Consider the following 17961-nt stretch of genomic DNA (forward strand, 5'->3'; position numbering starts at 1 on the left):
CCCGACGCATACTGGCCGGTATGCGCGGGGCGCGTCCAGCGCGGACGGCCGGGAGTTCAGCGACCGGCGGCCGCCTCGTACAGGACCCGGGCCAGCTCCCGCGGCCGGGAGAACATCGGCCAGTGCCCGGTGTCCAGGGTGACCAGCTCCCAGCGGCCGCTCTTCAGCGGCTCCGCCGCGGCGGACGGGGGCTCGTCACCGTCCAGCAGACACTTGACGTACGTCGCCGGCAGTTCGGCGACCGGCCGGTCGAGGACGGCGGGTTCCGTGAGCGTGGCACCGGGATGCGGGGTCGATCCGCCGACGATGCGCGCTATCTGGTCGTCCGTCAGCCCCTGGCCCGCGTAGTCGTCCGGGCCTGCCGGGGGCCAGAAGCCGTCGTGGTGCTCGATCGCCCGCCGGACGTGGTCGCTGGGCCAGCCCGCGAGGAACGATTCCCCGTCGACCGGCACGCCGGCGTCGACGAACACCACCCGCCGCAGCCGGTCCCCGATCCGCTCGGCGGCCTGGCCGACGGGAAGGCCGGCGTAGCTGTGCCCCACGAGGACGACGTCGCGCAGGCCGAGGCGCTCCACCTCGCCCACGATGTCCTGGACATGCGTCTGCGGCCCGGCGGGCGCGCCCTGCTTCTCGGCGAGGCCGGACAGTGTCAGGGGGTGGACCTCGGCGCCCGCCGCGCGCAGTTCGGCGGCCACCTCGTCCCACGCCCACGCTCCGAGCCACGCACCGGCCACCAACACGAATCGAGTCATGCCCGCACCGTAACGGAGGCCACTGACAATGCCGTTCAGTCGCCGTCGGCCGCGGGCTCCTCCTCCCGCGGTTCGCCGTCCGGCCCCCGGTCCCGCACCCGCCGGACGTGTTCCAGCGACTCGCGCAGCTCGGTCAGCCAGTCGTCGGTGTGCCGCTGGACCAGGCGCACGCACCAGGCCAGCGCCTCACTGCGGCTGCGGGCCACCCCGCCCGCGATGAGGGTGTCGAGGACCTGGCGCTCCGGCTGGCGCAGCCGGGTCATGACGGGGGCGGCGACATGGGTGAACAGGGCGCGGTGGGTGCCGCACTCCACGCCCCAGGAGACCTTCCGGCCGAAGCGGCGCTCGGCGTCCCGGGCCACCGCCATCCGGTCCTCGCGGGTGCGCTCCCGGAACTCCTGGATCCGGCCCTCGACCGCCGCCTCCCGTGCGGCCGGCGAGGCGTCCGCGTCCGGCCCGGGGCCGGGGATACGGCCGATCACCGTGATCTCCTCGCGGTCGACCGTGAGTTCGGCCAGTTCCTCGAAGAGATCGTCGGGGAGCCGGCCCGCGAACCAGCCCCGCAGTTGCTCTCGCTGCTCGCTCGTAATCATGTAATGACCATTACGCGCACCCTTCATGAACGCAAGAGGTCGAGGAGCGGTCTGCCGGCAGCGGAATCGGAATGTTTCAGGCCGATTAATGAGCGACGGGTATTCGGCCATCTGGCCACTTCGCCTCTGCGGCGGCCCCCCGGTTGCCGGGGCGAGCCGCTCGCATGACGTCACTTCACGCCACTGATTCAACACGCAATGTTACCTGAATCTGCACATCCGATGTGAGTTTCCGGCGCGGACTCGGCAGACTCCGGCACGCCGGTCCGGCACCACCGAGCACGGGCCGGCGACCCGACGAAAAGAAGCGGAAGGATGCACACAATGCGGAACACCGCGCGCTGGGCCACCCTCCTCGGCCTCACGGCCGCAGCCGTCTGCGCACCCCTGGCCGGGGCCGCGCTCGCCGCTCCGGGAGATGCCCCGTCCGCGCTCTACGCCCCCTCGGCCCTGGTTCTCACCGTGGGTCACGGCGACAGCGCGGCCACCGTCACGCCGGAACGCGCGGTCACCCTGACCTGCGCCCCCGGTCCCTCGGGCACCCACCCGGCCGCGGCCTCCGCCTGCGCGGACCTGAACGGCGTCAGCGGCGACTTCGACGCGCTGACGATGAGGGACGGCGTCTTCTGCACCCAGCAGTACGACCCGGTGCTCGTCACCGTCGACGGGGTGTGGCAGGGGCAGCGCGTCTCCCACGAGCGGATCTTTCCCAACGCGTGCGTGATGAGCGCTCACGGTTCGAGCGTCTTCGCGTTCTGAGACCGGGATCGCACGGTTCCCGTGACTGCGCGGCGGCCCGCAGATCTGGGGAGTGCGAGCCCCCACGCGGAACGTGCGATCTCGCGCAAGGAGGCCGGCGGGCGGAGTGGGGCCGCCCGCCGGCCTCCGGGTTTCGTCCGGTGCGGCGAGAGTGCGTGCCGGGCGTCGCGCGGCAGGTGCCACCTTCGCAACAGGCCCTACGCCCGGTCGCGGTGGCTGGTGTCGCACCACGGGTAGCGGCGGCTGCGGCGGCAGGTGCACAGGGCCACCCGGAAGCGGTCGGAGGACACCACCGTCCCGTCCTCCAGTTCCACCTCCACCGGACCCTCCAGCAGCAGCGGCCCCTTGCGCCGCACGGTGACGCGTCGGGGGGTGTCAGACGGGGAGTTCGGCACGGACCACCACCAGCTCTTCCTCGTTCTCCGCCGGGGGCAGCAGCCCCCGCTCGCGCAGCCAGTGCTCCCGGTCCCGCAGCACCGGACCGAAGGCGATGCGCCGGCGCCGCGTCACCGCGGCCTTCAACCCGGCCGTCCGCAGCCGGCCGAGCGTCAGCTCGGGGCCGCTGAGCCCCGACTGCACCAGCAGCAGCACACCGCCGGGCCGCAGCAGCTCCGGAACCTCGTGGCAGATCCGGTCCAGGACGAGCCGCCCGTCACCCCCCGCGTCCCAGGCCCGGGCCGCACCACGCGGCAGCCTCCCGCCGCCGGGTGCCGGGACATACGGGGGATTGGCGAGGATCAGGTCGAACGACCGGCCCCGCACCGGAGCGAACAGGTTCCCGCGCCTGATCCGCACGGGCACACCGGCCCGCAACGCGTTCACCCGTGTTGCGCACACCGCCCGCCACGACACGTCGACCGCGGTCACCCGGGTGCCGCGCCGCGCGGCGGCCACCGCCAGCGCGCCGGATCCCGTTCCCACGTCGAGAACGTCGGCCCCCGGCTGGACGGGCTCCTCGAACAGGGCGCCGGCCAGCAGTTCTGTGTCCTCTTGAGGGGCGTACACGCCCGGGGGTACGAGTGATTTCACAGACCGCCGAGTACCCCCGTGCTCAGGAGATATGGGTGGACTCCTGTGACAGGGGAGCGCGCAGGGACGAGCGGCCCGCCCCCCAGTCGGTGAGCAGCCGGTCGCCGAGCAGGTCCTCGGTGAACACCGTCGCGTCCACCCCGAAGGCGATGTCCCGCGCGAGGTGCGGTTCGTCCTCCAGCAGCCCCCCGATGACCTCGTGGCGCACCACCTGCTCGTGCACCGCGTCCGCCTCCACGTGCTCGTCGTAGAAGTGCTCGGCGGCGGGCCCCGCGCCGGTCCGGCGCATCGCCTCCGCGAGCCGCCGGGAACCCGGTGAGGAGGTGATCTCGACCGTGGCGAAGTGGCCGACCAGGGCGCCCCTGAGGGAGCGGTGCAGGCCGAAGAGCGACATGAGGTTCACCGTCACCAGGAGTTCGGCGGGGGCGGCGTCCAGATAGCGGCCGTACGTCGTGTCCAGGCCCAGGTCGTCCATCAGGTCGGCGAACAGCCGGGCATGCACACGGTCGGCCCGGCCGCCGCCGTACTCGTCGAACTCCACCGCCGCCATCGCCGCCTTGGCCCGGCCCCGCAGCCGGGGCAGCACCCAGGCGTGCGGGTCGGCCTCCTTGAGGTGGTACAGGGACCGCAGGGCGGCGTACTCGCGCACGTGCCACAGCTCGCCCTTGTCGCGCAGGAAGTGACTGACGCCCGTACCGTCCACCGGCTCCACCAGGATCCCGGCGAGCGCGTCGTCGACGGTGTCGTGCCGCCGGGCGTCCGCGCGCAGCGCGGTGAGGAAGCTCTGCTCCAGAGCGGCACGGGTGCGCAGCAGACCGGGGTCCCATTCGAGGTCCGGGTCCACGCCCGCGAACCCGCGGTAGTGCAGCTCGTAGCAGAGGTACAGGGCGAGCTGGAGGTCGTCTCCGTACACGGGGGCCGCCGCGATGTCCCCCTCCGGGGGCAGCGGGCCGGTGCCGCGCAGACCATCCAGTACGGCGCCGCTCACAGGACCGCGCGGCGTGGGCAGCCGGGGTTCGTCATGGGGGTGTTCCATGTGCCGCGAGTACCCGGACGGCGCACGCACACCCCTGCCCGCGTGGCAGGCGGCGGCCGACGGGTGCCCCTCAGTCGTGCGCGGCGGCGAGGCGCAGGGGCAGGGGCTCCGCGCCGGCCGCCTCCTTCTCGTTGAGGCGGGTGATCTCCGCCCACCAGGACGGACCGTCCTCGATATGGCGCAGGAGCACCCCCTCACGCAGGGCCCAGGGACAGATCGTCACCGACCGCAGCCCAGTCAGCTTCATCGCCGTGTGCGCCACGACCGCACCCGCCAGGCTCTGCCCGGAGCGCGGCGCGGAGATACCGGGCAGCCGCGCCCGTTCCGCAGCGGGCAGGACGGCCAGCCGGTCGATCGCCATCCGCAGATCGGCACTGGACAGCCGCCGCTCCACGAACGGCCCGTGCCGTCCGGGCGCGGCCCCGCACAGCCGCCCCAGCTGCTGGAACGTCCGGGAGGAGGCGACCGCGGTGCGCGGCCCCTCCCAGCGGATCCGGGCCGCCACGTCACGCAGTTGGTGTCGCACATGCCGGCGGAGCCCCCGCAGCCGCTCGGGTGAGGGAGGGTCCTCGTCCTCGAAGTACTCGTGTGTCAGCCGGGCCGCGCCCAGCGGCAGCGAGGCCGCGAAGTCCGGCAGCCTGCCGCGCCCGAAGGCGACCTCCAGTGACCCGCCGCCGATGTCCAGCATCGCCAGCGGTCCGCAGCGCCAGCCCATCCAGCGGCGCGCCGCGAGGAAGGTGAGTTCCGCCTCGACCTCGCCCGGCAGGGTGCACAGCTCGACACCCGTCCGTGCCCGGACCGTGCGCAGCACCTCCAGCCGGTTCGGCGCCCCACGCACCACGGCCGTCGCGAACGCCAGCGGGCCCGACGCACCCCACCGCGCGGCGGTCCGGTCCGCCGCCGCCACGGCCTCCACCAGGTCCTCCACGGCCTGCTCCGGCACCGGCCCGCCCGGCGTGACCTGCTCGGACAGCCTGAGCCGCCACTTCGACGTGTGCACCGGAAGCGGCGCGCCGCCCCCCGTGTCCGACACGACGAGTCTGACGGTCTTCGATCCCACATCCACCACGCTGGTCCGCATGGCCCGTGGGTACCCACTTACCGTGCGGATCAACGAAAACGGCCGCGCCACGGGTCGAAGACACGCCACCGGCGGCCCGGCGCCTCAGGCCAGCTGCCGCCGCACCAGCTCGTGCAGCCGGCCGCCGGTGTCCGCGAGCAACCGCGCGGGCGTGCCCTGCTGAACGATCCTGCCGCCCTCCATCACCACCACCCGGTCCGCGTCGAGGACCGTCGACAGCCGGTGCGCGATCACGATCCGCGTCGCCTCCAGGGCCTTGGTGCTCTCGATCACCGTGCGCTGCGTCTCGTTGTCCAGGGCGCTGGTCGCCTCGTCGAAGAAGAGGATCCGCGGCCGGCGGATCAACGCCTGGGCGATCATCAGCCGTTGCCGCTGACCGCCGGAGACCGCACCGCTGCCGGACACGATGGTGTGCAGCCCCATCGGCATCCGCCGGATGTCCTCGGCCAGCCCCGCCAGCTCCGCGGCCGCCATCGCCTCGTCCGGCGTGTACGGCTCGCTCCCGCAGATGACGTCCAGGACGGACCCCGTGAACGGCTGCGCGTGCTGGAGCACCACCCCGCACTGCCGGCGGACCGCCGACCCGTCGAGTGCCGCCAGGTCCTGCCCGTCGTACAGCACGCTCCCGGACACCGGCCGGTCGAAGCCGATCAGCAGCCGCAGCAGAGTGGACTTGCCGCAGCCGCTCGGGCCGACGACCGCCACGAACTCGCCGGGCCGCGCCTCGAAGGACACGTCGTCCAGGACCAGCGGACCGTCGTCCGAGTAGCGGAAGGACAGCCGCCGGGCCTCGATCGCCCCGGACAGCGGGCCCGGTCGGGTGCTCGCCGCACGTACCTCGGGCGCGGCGTCCAGCACCGGCTTGATCTGCTCGAACAATGGCAGCGCGGCGACCGCGGAGACGAACGCGCCGGTCAGCTGGGTGACCGAGGTCAGCACCATGGTCACCGAGGTGTTGAAGGTGAGGAACTCCGCCGCCGTCATCGAGCCGCGTGCCGGCCCGGCCAGCAGCATGAACATCGCCAGGGTGACCAGCGGCAGACAGACCGCGCCCAGCACCGCCGTCAGGTTCTTGATCCGGCCGGCCCTCCGCTGGAGCTCCCGGCTGCGGGCGAACTCCGACGCCCACGCGGCGTACGCGTAGTTCTCCGCCGCCGCCACCCGCAGCTTCGGCAGCCCGCGCAGGGTCTGGAAGGCCTGGTTGTTCAGCTTGTTGGTGAGGACCACCAGGCGGCGCTGCCAGCGCACCTGCCACAGTCCGAGCCCCAGGAACACCCCCGCGACGACGCCCAGAATCCCGAGCGCGGCCAGCGCCATCGGCACGCTGAACCACAGCAGCAGACCGAGGTTCAGTGCTCCCACGGTGACCGACTGGGCCACCGTGGGGCCGACCCCGGCCAGCAGCCGGCGGATCGCGCTGATGCCCATGGCCGCGCTCGCCAGCTCACCGGTGGACCGCTCGGTGAAGAACCGGGTCGGCAGCCGCAGCAACCTGTCCCACACGGCCGGCTGGAGCGTGGCCTCCACCCGGCCCTCCAGCCGGAGCAGGGTGAGATTCTGCAGCAGCAGGAAGGCGGCGGTCACCACACTGCCGATGATCACCGCGAGGCACACCTGCGCGATCAGCGCGGTCTGTGCCTTCGGCACGAACTCGCCGAGCACCCTGCCGGTCGCGAGCGGCACCAGGGCACCGATCGCCACCGTCACCAGACCGCTCAGCAGCAGCCCCGTCAGATCACTCCGGGTGCCCGACATGCAGAAGCGCAGCAGCCGCAGCGGACTCAGCCGGCGCTCGGGCAGCGGACGGTAGAACATCACCGCGCGGGGCTCGAACTCCTCGGCGTTCGCCTGCTCGACCGGTGTCTCGCGGCCGGTCCCCGGGTGCACCGCCACATAGCCGCCGCGCCGCCACAGCAACGCCACCGGCGCGCCCGACAGGGCCCGGTGACCCACCAGCGGCCCGACGTCGTTCCGCCACCAGCGGCCGTGCAGCCGTACGACACGGGTGCGCAGCCGGGAGGCCAGGGCGATCTGCTCGACCGGATCGAGCCGGTCACCGCCGGTGCCGGACCGCGCGGGCGCGGCAAGCGTGATGCCCGCCGCCCGCGCCACGAGCTCGCAGGCCGCGTGCGTGGCGTCCGCGTCGGCCGACGTCGCGCGCCGGCCCGGCCGGCTGCCGATGGCGGCCAGCAGCGTCCGGTCGGCCCGGTCCCGCACCGCCTCCCCGGCCCTGATGCCCTCGGCGGTGCGCGTCTCGTGCGTGTCCTCCAGCTGCTCGATCCACCGGTCCAGCGTGGTCATCAGCCGGAACTGCTGGTCGACCAGGCTCTGCCACAGCGCCGGGTCCATCAGCAGATCGGCCGCGGCCTCGGCGCCGTACAGCGAGCCGTACTGCACACTGCCCGGCGGTACCTGCATCCAGAACACGTCGTCGTCGGTGGGTGCGGCGGCCCGCTCGGTCGCCATCGGTGCCTGGAACAGCACGGACAGACTCCGTCCCACGCCGAGCGCGAGGGCGTACTCCAGCGGGCTCGTCGTCGGCGGAACGTACTGCGGATGGCCGTACTCGTCGTACGACCAGGTCTGGGTGCCCGCCGGCTGGTACAGCTCGCGCAGCCCGACGCGGCGCACCACACAGTCCCGCAGCGGACGCGCCACCAGGGTGTGCGCCGGGCCGGCCACCGGACCCAGCACCAGCGAGCCCGCCTCCAGCCGGCCCAGATGGTGCCAGTGCCCCTGCTGCCCGGCGTCCACCGCGAACAGGTCCACGGCACCGGACGCGATCAGCCACAGCACCTGCGGCCCCTCCAGGTCCAGGCGGGAGAAACCGGAGCAGTCGACCGGTGCGCCCAGCGACCCGAGCGCGCCCAGGACGAGATCGCCGCCCGCCGCATCATGCACGGCTGTCATCTCAACGCTCCCTGACCAGCGCCGCGTACGCGCCGCCGCGCGCCACCAGTTCCTCGTGCCGTCCGCGCTCCACGACCGTGCCGTGCTCCAGGACGACGATCTCGTCGCTGTCGCGCACGGTGCTCAGCCGGTGCGCGATCACCACACAGGCGCAGCCGCGCCGGCGCAGACCGTCCATCACGGCCAGCTCGGTCTCCGCGTCCAGCGCGCTGGTCACCTCGTCGAGCACCAGGATGCTCGGGCGGCGCACCAGCGCCCGCGCGATCTCCAGACGCTGGCGCTGCCCGCCGGAGAAGTTCCGGCCGTCCTGCTCGACCGGGCTGTGGATGCCGCCCGGCCGACGCGAGACCACGTCGTACAGGGCCGCGTCCCTGAGCGCCTCCACCACCGCCTCGTCCGGGATCGACGGGTCCCACAGCGCCACGTTGTCGCGCACGGTGCCCTCGAACAGGAACACGTCCTGGTCCACGAAGGAGACCGAAGCGGCCAGCGCCCCGCGCGGGATGTCCTCGATGCGCTGCCCGTCGATCCGGATCACGCCCTCCCACGGTGTGTACAGACCGGAGATCAGCCGCGACACCGTGGACTTGCCGCTGCCCGAGCCGCCGACCAGCGCCACCTGGCGGCCGGGCCCCACGGCCAGGTCGAACCCGGTGAGCAGTGGCTTGTCCAGCGGGTTGTAGCCGAAGGTGAGGTTCTGCAGTTCGACATGGCCGAGCAGCCGGCGCGTCGACGTCCCGGCACCGGCACGGCCGTAGAGCGGGTCCGCCCGGAAGTTCTCCACGTCCTTCAGCCGGGCCACGTCCGCCGCGAAGTCCTGGATCCGTCCCGCCACGCCGTTGAGCCGGGTCAGCGGCGCGGTGAACCGCGTCACCAGCGCCTGGAAGGCCACCAGCAACCCGACCGAGATATGGCCCTCGACCGCCCGCAGACCGCCGATCCAGAGGATCAGCGCGCTGTTGAGCGTGGCGAGTGTCGGCGCGACGACGCCGAGCCATGCCGTGGGCACCCCGAGCCGCTGCTGCTCCTCCAGCGTCGTGGCGTGCTGACCGGCCCACTTGCGGAAGTAGCCGTCCTCCCCGCCGGTCGCCTTCAGCGTCTCGATCAGCTGCAGACCGGTGTACGCCGTGTTGGTGAGCCGCGCGGTGTCCGCCCGCAGCTTCGCCGTACGGGTCGCACGCAGCCGGATGACGACCCGCATCGCCGCGATGTTCAGCAGGGCCACACCGATGCCCACGAAGGTCAGCTGTGGGTCGTACGTGTACAGCAGCACCGCGTACAGGGCGACCACCAGCGCGTCCACGCCCGCCGCCGACAGATCGCGGGCCAGCGTCTCGGCCACCGCGTCGTTGGACTGCAGCCGCTGCACCAGGTCGGCCGGGCTGCGCTGGGCGAAGAACGTGACCGGCAGCCGCAGCAGATGACGCAGGAAGCGGGCGCTGGACAGCGTGGAGGAGATCAGCCGGCCGTGCAGCAGGTTGCCCTGCTGGAGCCAGGTCAGCACCAGCGTGAGCAGCACACAGACGCCCATCGACGTGAAGAGCACGTCCAGCGTCGAGGTCCGGCCGCCGATCAGGAAGTCGTCGATGAAGGTACGGCTGAGTCCGGGCACCGCCGCGCCCACCGCCACCAGCAGCAGACTCGACAGCACCACGGCCGGCAGGGTGCCCGCCGTGCCGCGCAGCCGGGCCGGCAGCGCGCCGAACACTCCCGGCTTGCGGCCGCCCCGGGTGAAGTCCTCGCCGGGCTCCATCACCAGCACGACACCGGTGAAGCTGCCGTCGAACTCTTCCAGAGGGACGAACCGCCGTCCCTTGCCGGGATCGTTGATGTACACCCCGCGGCGGCCGAACCGGCGGCCCATGCCGTCGTAGACGACGTAGTGGTTGAACTCCCAGAAGAGCACGGCCGGCGTCGTCACCTCGGCGAGCGCGGCCAGATCCATCTGCATGCCCTTGGCGGTCATCCCGTAACTCCGCGCCGCCTTCAGCAGGTTGCCGGCGCGGGAGCCGTCGCGGGAGACACCACAGGCGATGCGCAGCTCCTCCAGCGGGACATGACGGCCGTAGTGGCCGAGCACCATCGCGAGCGAGGCGGCGCCGCACTCCACGGCCTCCATCTGGAGGACGGTGGGTGTACGGACGGTCCTGACCCGGGACCCCGGCACCGTGCGCTTCGGCGGGGCGGCCCGGCGTCTGCCGCGGGTTTCCCGGCCGCTGCTCACGGCAGCAGCCAGTCGACGGGGCGCCGGTCGGCCAGCCGGACCGAGCCGGTGGCCAGGGTCATCGACGTCAGTTCGAACGGCGGGCCGTCCGCGGAGGACCACTCGTAACCGCTCCGTGTGACGGACGACTTCCTCAACTCGACGGTGACCGCCACCGGTCTGCCCTCCTGGGTGAACTGCTCGCCGAGCCGGCTGTCCCCGAGGAACGCGGCGATCTGCTGGGGGGACTGGGCCGAGCGGTCCACCGACGTCACCCTGCCGCGCAGGACGCCGTACCCACCGCTCACGGCCGGTGACGTGACGTGAGGGTGGGCCGGGATTGAACGCGCCCCGCGCCCCGTGCGTACCAACAGCCATCCAGGCGTCCCCCGACAACTGCCGCACGGCGGCACGACTCCGGTCCCCCCAGGAGGTCGAGTAGTTTGAGTCACAAGCGAATTCCGAAGCGCAAGGCCGCGATAGCGGTGGGCGGTGTGGTGGCGCTCGGAGCCGCCGCGATCCTGCTCCCGAACGCCAACGCGTCACAGGACGGCGCGTCGGACGCCGCGGCGGCGGCGCCGCGGACCTTGAAGGCGGGCGACGCCTCGGATCTCGCCTCGCAGCTCGCCGGACTCCTCGGTGACGCGTTCGCCGGCTCCTACTACGACGGTGACAACAAACAACTCGTCGTCAACGTCGTACCGGGCGACAACAACAACGTCATCGTGCAGGCCAAGAAGGCGGGCGCGGCCGTCCGCGAGGTCGACAACAGCATGTCCGAACTGGAGGAAGGGGCGCAGACGCTGAAGACGGAGGCGACCATCCCCGGCACCTCCTGGGCCGTCGACCCGCGCACCAACAAGATTCTCGTCACCGCGGACAGCACGGTCACCGGGGACAAGTGGGACCGGCTGGAGTCCACCGTGCAGAGCCTCGGCTCCGGCATGGCGACCATCAAGAAGTCCGAAGGCACCTTCAGGACGTTCGTGTCCGGCGGCGACGCCATCTTCGCCGGCGGCGCGCGCTGCTCGCTCGGCTTCAACGTCACCGCGGGCGACGGTGCCCCGGCGTTCCTGACGGCGGGTCACTGCGCCGCCGGGGGAGACCAGTGGTCCGACCAGCAGGGCGGGCAGCCGATCGCCACGGTCGACCAGGCGCTCTTCCCCGGCGCGGGCGACTTCGCGCTCGTCCGCTACGACGACCCCGCGACCCAGGCGCCGAGCGAGGTCGATGTCGGCGACCAGACGGTTGCGATCTCCCGGGCCGCGGAGGCCACCGTGGGCCAGGAGGTGTTCCGGATGGGCAGCACCACCGGGCTCGCCGACGGCCAGGTGCTCGGTCTGAACGCGACGGTGAACTATCCGGAGGGCACGGTCACCGGTCTCATCCAGACCGACGTCTGCGCCGAACCCGGTGACAGCGGCGGCTCGATGTTCACCCGGGACGGCCTCGCGATCGGCCTGACCTCGGGTGGCAGCGGCGACTGCACCAACGGCGGCGAAACCTTCTTCCAGCCGGTCACCACCGCCCTGGCGGCAGTCGGCGCGACCCTCGGCGCGGAGACCGGCGCGGGTGACCAGGCGGGCGGCGATCAGGCTGGCGGTGACCAGGCCGGCGGCGATCAGGTCGGCGGTGACCAGGCGGGCGCGGGAGCAGAGCCCGGCGGTCAGGACATCGGCGGCGGTGACGAGGCCGGTGGCGACGACATCGGTGCGGGAGCCGGTGACGGGTCCGGAGCCGGTCAGCACGCCGGTGACCAGGGCTCCGGCCTGACCGGGACCCACTGACACCCCCCGACCGCCCGAGGTGACCCCGGCCCGGTCCCGCCACGAGCCGTGGCGGGACCGGGCCGTTGCCCTCACCGGCACGGCCGCCGCCCACCCCGCTAGCCGCCCGCCGCCGAGTACCCGGTCCACCACCTGACGGCGCGTCGCTCATCGCGCCCGGGTCGCCCCCGCACGGGAGTGCGGGACGGCCTTCCTCCGGCAAGTCGGCTTCGTGCCGGGGGCGACGGTCCGTCTCATTCACGCTGTCGACGGGCATGTCCGACCGGTCGGTGCCCGCTCGGGGCGTTGGCCGCAAGGGCTGGTCCACCACCTGTCGGCGCGTCGGCCGGCGTGCCTCGGGCGTTCGCGCGGGCGTGGAGCGCGGGTCGGTTGCCCTCCGGGGAGCCGACTTCGCCCGAGTGTGCCGCTTCGTCTCGCTCGCGCTGTCGACGGTCACGTCCGACGGGTGGGTGTGCGCTGGGGGTGTCGGCCGCGGACGGCTGGTCGACCGCCTGACGGCGCGTCGGCCGGGTGTGCCTCGGGCGCCGCGCGGGCGTGACGCGCGGGTCGGTTGCCCTCCGGGGAGCGGACCTTGCCCGGAGTGTGCCGCTTCGTCTTGCTCGCGCTGTCGACGGTCACGTCCGACGGGTGGGTGTGCGCTGGGGGTGTCGGCCGCGGACGGCTGGTCGACCGCCTGCCGGCGCGTCGGCCGGGCGTGCCTCGGGGCCCGCGGGTGGAATGCCGGACGGTGTGCCCTTCGTGTGCCGGGACACCCGTCGTCCGGAGGCCGCGCGCCCGCGACAGTGGCGGTGGCGAACGCCGGCCGTCGAGCCCCGCCGGGGGGTGGCACGGTCCCAGGAGCGGTGGCGTGCGGTGGCCACCGCTCCGGACGGACCGTGTCAGTCGTCCGGCAGGGCCCTGAGCAGCAGTATCGCCGTGTCGTCCAGGCGTCCGTCCGCGTCCGCGCCGTGCTGGACCAGCGCGTCGGCGAGCTCGTCCAGTGGCAGGTCGCCCAGCTCGGTGAGACGCCGGCCCAGATCGGCCAGGGCGTCCTCGAAGTCCGTACCGGGGGATTCCACCAGACCGTCGGTGTACAGCACCAGCAGCGATCCGGGGGAGAGGTCCACCTCGGTCGACGGATATGCCGCCGAGCCGTCGATGCCCAGCAGGGGGCCGCCGGCCAGGTCCAGCACCCGGACCCGGCCGTCCGGCCTGCGCAGCAGCGGCGGCGGATGACCCGCACGGGACATCACGGCCCGCCCGCGCGCGGGATCGAGCCGCAGATACAGACAGCTCGCGAACAGCTCCGAACCCAGGTCCAGCAGCAGCCGGTTGGTGCTGCGCATGACCTCGTCGGGTTGCTGCCCGACGGCCGTGTAGGCGCGCACCGCGGTGCGGACCTGCCCCATCAGCCCGGCCGCCGTCACGTTGTGCCCCTGCACATCCCCGATCACCGCGGCCGCCACGCCCTGCGTCGGTACCAGGTCGTAGAAGTCGCCCCCGATCTCCATCCCCTGGGTCGCCGGCAGATAGCGTGCGGCCGCCTCGATCCCGGTCAGTGACGGGAGCGTGTGCGGCAGCAGTGCCTCCTGCAGCCCGTGCGCGAGCCGGTGCTTGGCGTCGTAGAGCAGGGCCCGCTCCAGCGCCTGGGCGATCAGTCCGGCCAGACTGGTCAGCACCGCCCGTTCCTCCGTAGTGAAGTGGTGCGCCGCCGTGTACGACAGCACGCAGGTCCCCACCGGGCGCCCCGAGGCGATCAGCGGCAGATATGCCCACGCCGAGAACTGGGACAGATGCACCGCCAGCGACGGATACAGACGTCCCAACTCCGCGCGGTTCTCGAAGAAGGCGGGCACACCCGTACGAAGCACCTGGCTGCCGGGGGTCGGCTCCGACAGCGGCATACCGTCGTACCGCTCCACGACCCGCGGATCCGGGTACCCGCGGTGCCCCAGTACGCGCAGCCGGCCCGCCCGGGATCCAAGGATCACCAGCCCTTGGCTGCCCACCGTCGGCGCGATCTCGTCCGCGACCAGCTGCACCACGTCCTGCACCCCGACCGCCTCGGTCAGTGCGCCGGCCAGGTCCAGCACCTGGGTGATGGTGACCAGCCGGGTGCCGGTCTGCCCGGGCGGCGGCGTGCGGTTCATCTCCGTGACCGCACGCGCCCGGCTGATCCGCACACTGAGTCCGGTCGTGCTCGGATACAGCCGGAAGGACAGCCACTCGCCCGGCGGACGCAGCGCGACGAACGAGGTGACGTGCTGGCTGAACATCGCGGCCCGGTAGCGGTCCTCGTACACGGGGTCGTTCAGCCACGGCACCGTAGCCCACAGATGGGCGCCGAGCAGCCGGCCCGTCGGGACGCCCAGGAGTTCGGCGGCGGCCGCGTTGGCGAAGCCGACCCGCCCGTGCACATCGAGTGAGCACAGACCGTACGGCAGCCGGGACACCATCCGTGCCGCCTCCACCGACCCGAGCGTGCCGGCCGTGCCGTCCACCAGCGGCGCGGCCAGCAGATCCGGTTCGGGTGTCAGCGGCACGCTCTGCTCGGCGGCCCGCTCCAGCCGCACCGCCAGCCGGTCGCAGGCGGCCGTCAGATGATCGCGCTCCCCGTCGGACAGGTGCGGCGGATGCCCGCCGGGCCAGGTCACGAACACCGCCCCGTACGCCTTGGTCGCGGTTGCCACCGGCAGCGCGGCGAGCGAGAAGGGATACGGCAGCACCATCGCGATCCGGGGATAGTGGCGGGCCATCTCCTCCTCGCCGCTCACCCAGACCAGCCGACGCTCGCGCAACGCGTCGGAGACCGGGATCGGAGCGCTCAGTCCCACCCGCTCCCACGGGGCGGCGAAGGCGCGCGGCAGCCCCGCCATCACCGCCATCTCCAGCACCGGTTGGTCGGGTGAGAGCAGATACACCGCCCCGGAGTGGGCGTGCACCTCGTCCATCATCGCGGCCAGCGTCAGCGACAGCATCGGACGGCCGACCGGCGCCCGTGCACCCGCCGGCGCCTGCACGGACGACTGTCCCTCGGACACGCCGACCACCTCCTCGCACGGCCGCGTCCCGCGATCCAATCTCCTCCCTGCCCGGCCGTCGCGCACGACGAGCGGCGGGAAAGAGGGCCGTATGCCGCGGGAGGAGCGGGCCGGCCACGGCCCGCCGTCACGGCGCACCCTCCGGTTACCCCACGACCGGAGCCCCAAGGCCCGCCGTCGCACTTCCGGGACGAACAGGGGCGGCCTGTCCGGCCGCCGAACGCGCACAGGGGCTGCGCCGGTGTCCCATAAGCGCTGTAATGGCCAACGTGGTCAGTGAGGGCGCTACGGGACGCGGCACGCGAACGTTGCGTGCGGAACGTGCCCTGACGGTGATCGCCGTCGACCCCGAGTCACCCGAACGGGTGCGACGGATCCTGGAGCAGGCTCTCGTCTTCGCCGGGGCCGGGTTCGCCGCCGCGTATGCCCCCGGCGCGGACGGAGAACTGCTCTCCCTCGTGGAGTCCGCCGGGATGCCGAGGACCCTGTGCGGCGTGCGCGACGGCTACCCGGTCGCGGGGCGGTCCCCGGTGGCCGAGGCCCACCGCGGCCGGCCGGTGTGGCTGGGACCCGGGGATCTCGCCGCGCAGGCCCAGTCCCGGCGCGTGCCGAGCCGGGACTTCCATCTGGCGGCCCTGCCCGTGGGAGGGGGCGGTGGCTGTCTCCTCGCGGTCAGCGAGCACCCCGGCGGGTTCGACGCCGACGACCGGGTCTGTCTCGGCCTCGTCGCCGACGCGCTCGTCTTTCCAGCGCCGTGGGCCGTCAACGAGGGTGCGGAGCTGCCGTCCGGTGGCTTCAGCCTCGCCATGGACACCGGCCGGGTCCGGGTCGACCCGGACGTCCTGGACCTGTTCGGTCTCGGGTCGGGCGACTTCGACGGACGGGTGGAGACCCTGCTGGGCCTCACGGTGCCGGAGGACCTGCCCTCGCTGATGTCCGTCGTCGAGGCCGACCACATGACGATCGGCGAGCGTGAACTGGAGTTCCGGGTGCTCCAGCCCGACGGACCGCCCAAGTGGCTCCGGCTGCGTGGCCGGCTGCTGCCCGGAGGCGAGGGCAGCCCGGCCCGGCTGGTGGGGTCCGTCGCCGACGCCTCCACGCTGCGCTCCGACATCACCGACGTGGCCCGCGTGCAGCGGCTCGCCGCCGCGCTGGCCACCGCAGTCACCGTCCGCGACGTCGGCAAGGCCGTCGTGGCCGCGCTGCGCCGCCCGCTGCGGGCCGACCGCATCGCGCTGGCCGAGCTGGAGAACGAACGGCTCGTCGTGACCGTCCTGGACCCGCCCGAGCCGGAGGCGTGGCCGGAGCTGTGGCGCGCGGAGTGGCGCACCGAGTGGCCCGAGGCGCCCGTGCGCACCATGCCCACCCTCGCCGCCGCCCTGCGGGAGGGCCGCGCCAGTATCTGGCCGGCGGGTTCCCCGCTGGAGACCGCCCTCGCCGAGGTCGGCCCCGGCGGACTGGCCATGCTGCCGCTGCCCGCAGGTAACCGCATGGCCGGCGCGTGTCTGATCGGCTGGGACGCCCCGCACGACTTCGGCGCCGACGAACGGGCGCTGCTCACCGCGGCCGCCGGCCTCGCCGGACAGGCCCTGATGAGAGCGCGTGCCTTCGACGCCGAGCATGAACTGGTCGGCATGCTCCAGCGCCAGCTGCTGCCCCGGCGGCTGCCCCGGCTGCCCGGCGCGGTCGCGGTCGCCCGCTATCTGCCCAGCACCGTGGGGATGGAGCTCGGCGGCGACTGGTACGACGTGATCCCGCTGCCCGACAACCACGTGGCCCTGGTCATCGGCGACGTCCAGGGGCACAACGCCGGCGCCGCCACTCTCATGGGCCAGATGCGCACCGCGCTGCGCGCCTACGCCGTCGAGGGACATCCGCCGGACGTGGTGGTGTCCCATGCCAACCGGTTGCTCATGGACATGGAGTCGGACCTCTTCGCGACCTGCTGCTATGTCGACGTGGACATGGAGGAGGGCTTCGCCTGGTGCGTACGCGCCGGCCATCTGCCGCCGGTGCTGCGTCACCCGGACGGGCGTACGGAGATCGCGGAGGCCGAGGGCGGTCCGCCGCTCGGGGTGGTGCGGCAGAGCGACTTCCCCATGAGCCCGTTGCGGCTGCAGCCCGGCACGCTGGTCGCCCTCACCACGGACGGTCTGGTCGAGTCGCACGAGGCCGACATCGACGAGGGCATGGACCGCTTCGCCCGGCAGCTGGCCGCCTCCGACCCCGCCCATCTCGGGCCGCTCGCCGACACCCTGCTCGGCAAGGCCCCGCGCAGCGACGACGTCGCCCTGCTGCTGATGCGCTACGACGGCATGACCTCGCGGCCGCTGCGCGAGAGCTGGACGGTGTGGCGGGTGCCCCAGGCGGTCGGACACGCCCGCCGCTTCACCCGGCGCACGCTGCGTTCCTGGGGAGTGACCGAGAACATCGACGCCGCCCTGCTCGCCGTCTCCGAGCTGGTGACCAACGCCCTGGTGCACACCGACGGCCAGGTCCGCCTCGATCTCACCCTGGTGGGCGGCCGGCTGCGGCTCGCGGTCGCCGACTCCTCGCCCCGCTCCCCGGTGAAGCCCACCAGCATCGGCTGGGAGGCCACCGGCGGCCGGGGCATCCTGCTGGTCGAGGCCGTGTCGGCGACCTGGGGCACCCTTCCGGTCAGCGGCGGCAAGCAGGTGTGGGCGGAGTTCGTCCTGAACTGACGTCGTCCCGCGGGCACCGGTCCCCGGCGCGGCGGCCCGGCACATCGGCAACCCGTGTGCCGCCGGCCCGCGACCACGTTCCGGGACGC

Annotated in this window: 12 protein-coding genes and 1 pseudogene; 3 read left to right on the forward strand and 10 right to left on the reverse strand. The window is 73.2% G+C overall.

Annotated elements, in window-relative coordinates; all coding sequences use genetic code 11:
- Positions 1-56 precede the first annotated feature (56 nt).
- Complete coding sequence (locus ACIF9R_RS23090) at positions 57-752, reverse strand: alpha/beta fold hydrolase (protein WP_399983151.1); 696 nt, start codon at positions 750-752, stop codon at positions 57-59.
- A gap of 35 nt (positions 753-787) precedes the next feature.
- Complete coding sequence (locus ACIF9R_RS23095) at positions 788-1345, reverse strand: hypothetical protein (RefSeq protein ID WP_399983154.1); 558 nt, start codon at positions 1343-1345, stop codon at positions 788-790.
- Between the two features lie 324 nt (positions 1346-1669).
- On the opposite strand from ACIF9R_RS23095, the gene ACIF9R_RS23100 reads away from it, so the two are divergent.
- Positions 1670-2104: a subtilase-type protease inhibitor gene (locus ACIF9R_RS23100; protein WP_399983156.1), complete on the forward strand. Its 435-nt coding sequence runs from the start codon at positions 1670-1672 to the stop codon at positions 2102-2104.
- A gap of 197 nt (positions 2105-2301) precedes the next feature.
- Here the strand turns inward: ACIF9R_RS23100 and ACIF9R_RS23105 are convergent, their stop codons facing one another.
- The 7 genes and pseudogenes from ACIF9R_RS23105 to ACIF9R_RS23135 form a co-directional block, all read right to left on the reverse strand.
- Positions 2302-2499, reverse strand: a complete 198-nt coding sequence (locus ACIF9R_RS23105; RefSeq protein WP_360406178.1) for a CDGSH iron-sulfur domain-containing protein — start codon at positions 2497-2499, stop codon at positions 2302-2304.
- Positions 2480-3133 carry a HemK2/MTQ2 family protein methyltransferase gene (locus ACIF9R_RS23110; RefSeq protein ID WP_399983158.1) on the reverse strand — a complete coding sequence of 218 codons (654 nt, stop codon included), beginning with the start codon at positions 3131-3133 and terminating at the stop codon, positions 2480-2482. The genes ACIF9R_RS23105 and ACIF9R_RS23110 overlap by 20 nt, the downstream gene beginning before the upstream one ends.
- Positions 3134-3155: 22 nt before the next feature.
- The gene (locus ACIF9R_RS23115) at positions 3156-4169 is read right to left on the reverse strand and encodes an iron-containing redox enzyme family protein (RefSeq protein ID WP_399983160.1); all 1014 of its coding nucleotides are present in this window, start codon (positions 4167-4169) and stop codon (positions 3156-3158) included.
- 70 nt (positions 4170-4239) lie between these two features.
- Complete coding sequence (locus ACIF9R_RS23120) at positions 4240-5250, reverse strand: Ppx/GppA family phosphatase (RefSeq protein WP_399983163.1); 1011 nt, start codon at positions 5248-5250, stop codon at positions 4240-4242.
- An 84-nt stretch (positions 5251-5334) separates the two neighbouring features.
- On the reverse strand, positions 5335-8160 hold the full coding sequence (locus ACIF9R_RS23125) for an NHLP bacteriocin export ABC transporter permease/ATPase subunit (protein ID WP_399983165.1): 2826 nt from the start codon (positions 8158-8160) through the stop codon (positions 5335-5337).
- Between the two features lies 1 nt (position 8161).
- Positions 8162-10384 (reverse strand): NHLP family bacteriocin export ABC transporter peptidase/permease/ATPase subunit, encoded by a 2223-nt coding sequence (locus ACIF9R_RS23130; RefSeq protein WP_399983167.1) that lies wholly within the window; start codon positions 10382-10384, stop codon positions 8162-8164.
- A pseudogene (locus tag ACIF9R_RS23135) lies at positions 10381-10659 on the reverse strand (hypothetical protein); the annotation flags it as partial. The gene ACIF9R_RS23130 and the pseudogene ACIF9R_RS23135, both read right to left, overlap by 4 nt.
- A 147-nt stretch (positions 10660-10806) precedes the next feature.
- Here ACIF9R_RS23135 and ACIF9R_RS23140 point away from each other — a divergent pair.
- The gene (locus ACIF9R_RS23140) at positions 10807-12150 is read left to right on the forward strand and encodes a S1 family peptidase (RefSeq protein WP_399983170.1); all 1344 of its coding nucleotides are present in this window, start codon (positions 10807-10809) and stop codon (positions 12148-12150) included.
- Positions 12151-13028: 878 nt separating this feature from the next.
- Here ACIF9R_RS23140 and ACIF9R_RS23145 read toward each other — a convergent pair.
- Positions 13029-15179 carry a SpoIIE family protein phosphatase gene (locus ACIF9R_RS23145; RefSeq protein WP_399983413.1) on the reverse strand — a complete coding sequence of 717 codons (2151 nt, stop codon included), beginning with the start codon at positions 15177-15179 and terminating at the stop codon, positions 13029-13031.
- Between the two features lie 251 nt (positions 15180-15430).
- Here ACIF9R_RS23145 and ACIF9R_RS23150 point away from each other — a divergent pair, with 251 nt between their 5' ends.
- A complete protein-coding gene (locus tag ACIF9R_RS23150) occupies positions 15431-17872 on the forward strand; it encodes a SpoIIE family protein phosphatase (protein WP_399983173.1) in 2442 nt (813 codons plus the stop codon).
- Positions 17873-17961: the final 89 nt, after the last annotated feature.

It is taken from the genome of Streptomyces sp. NPDC086080, from assembly GCF_044540255.1.
Taxonomy (GTDB): Bacteria; Actinomycetota; Actinomycetes; order Streptomycetales; family Streptomycetaceae; genus Streptomyces.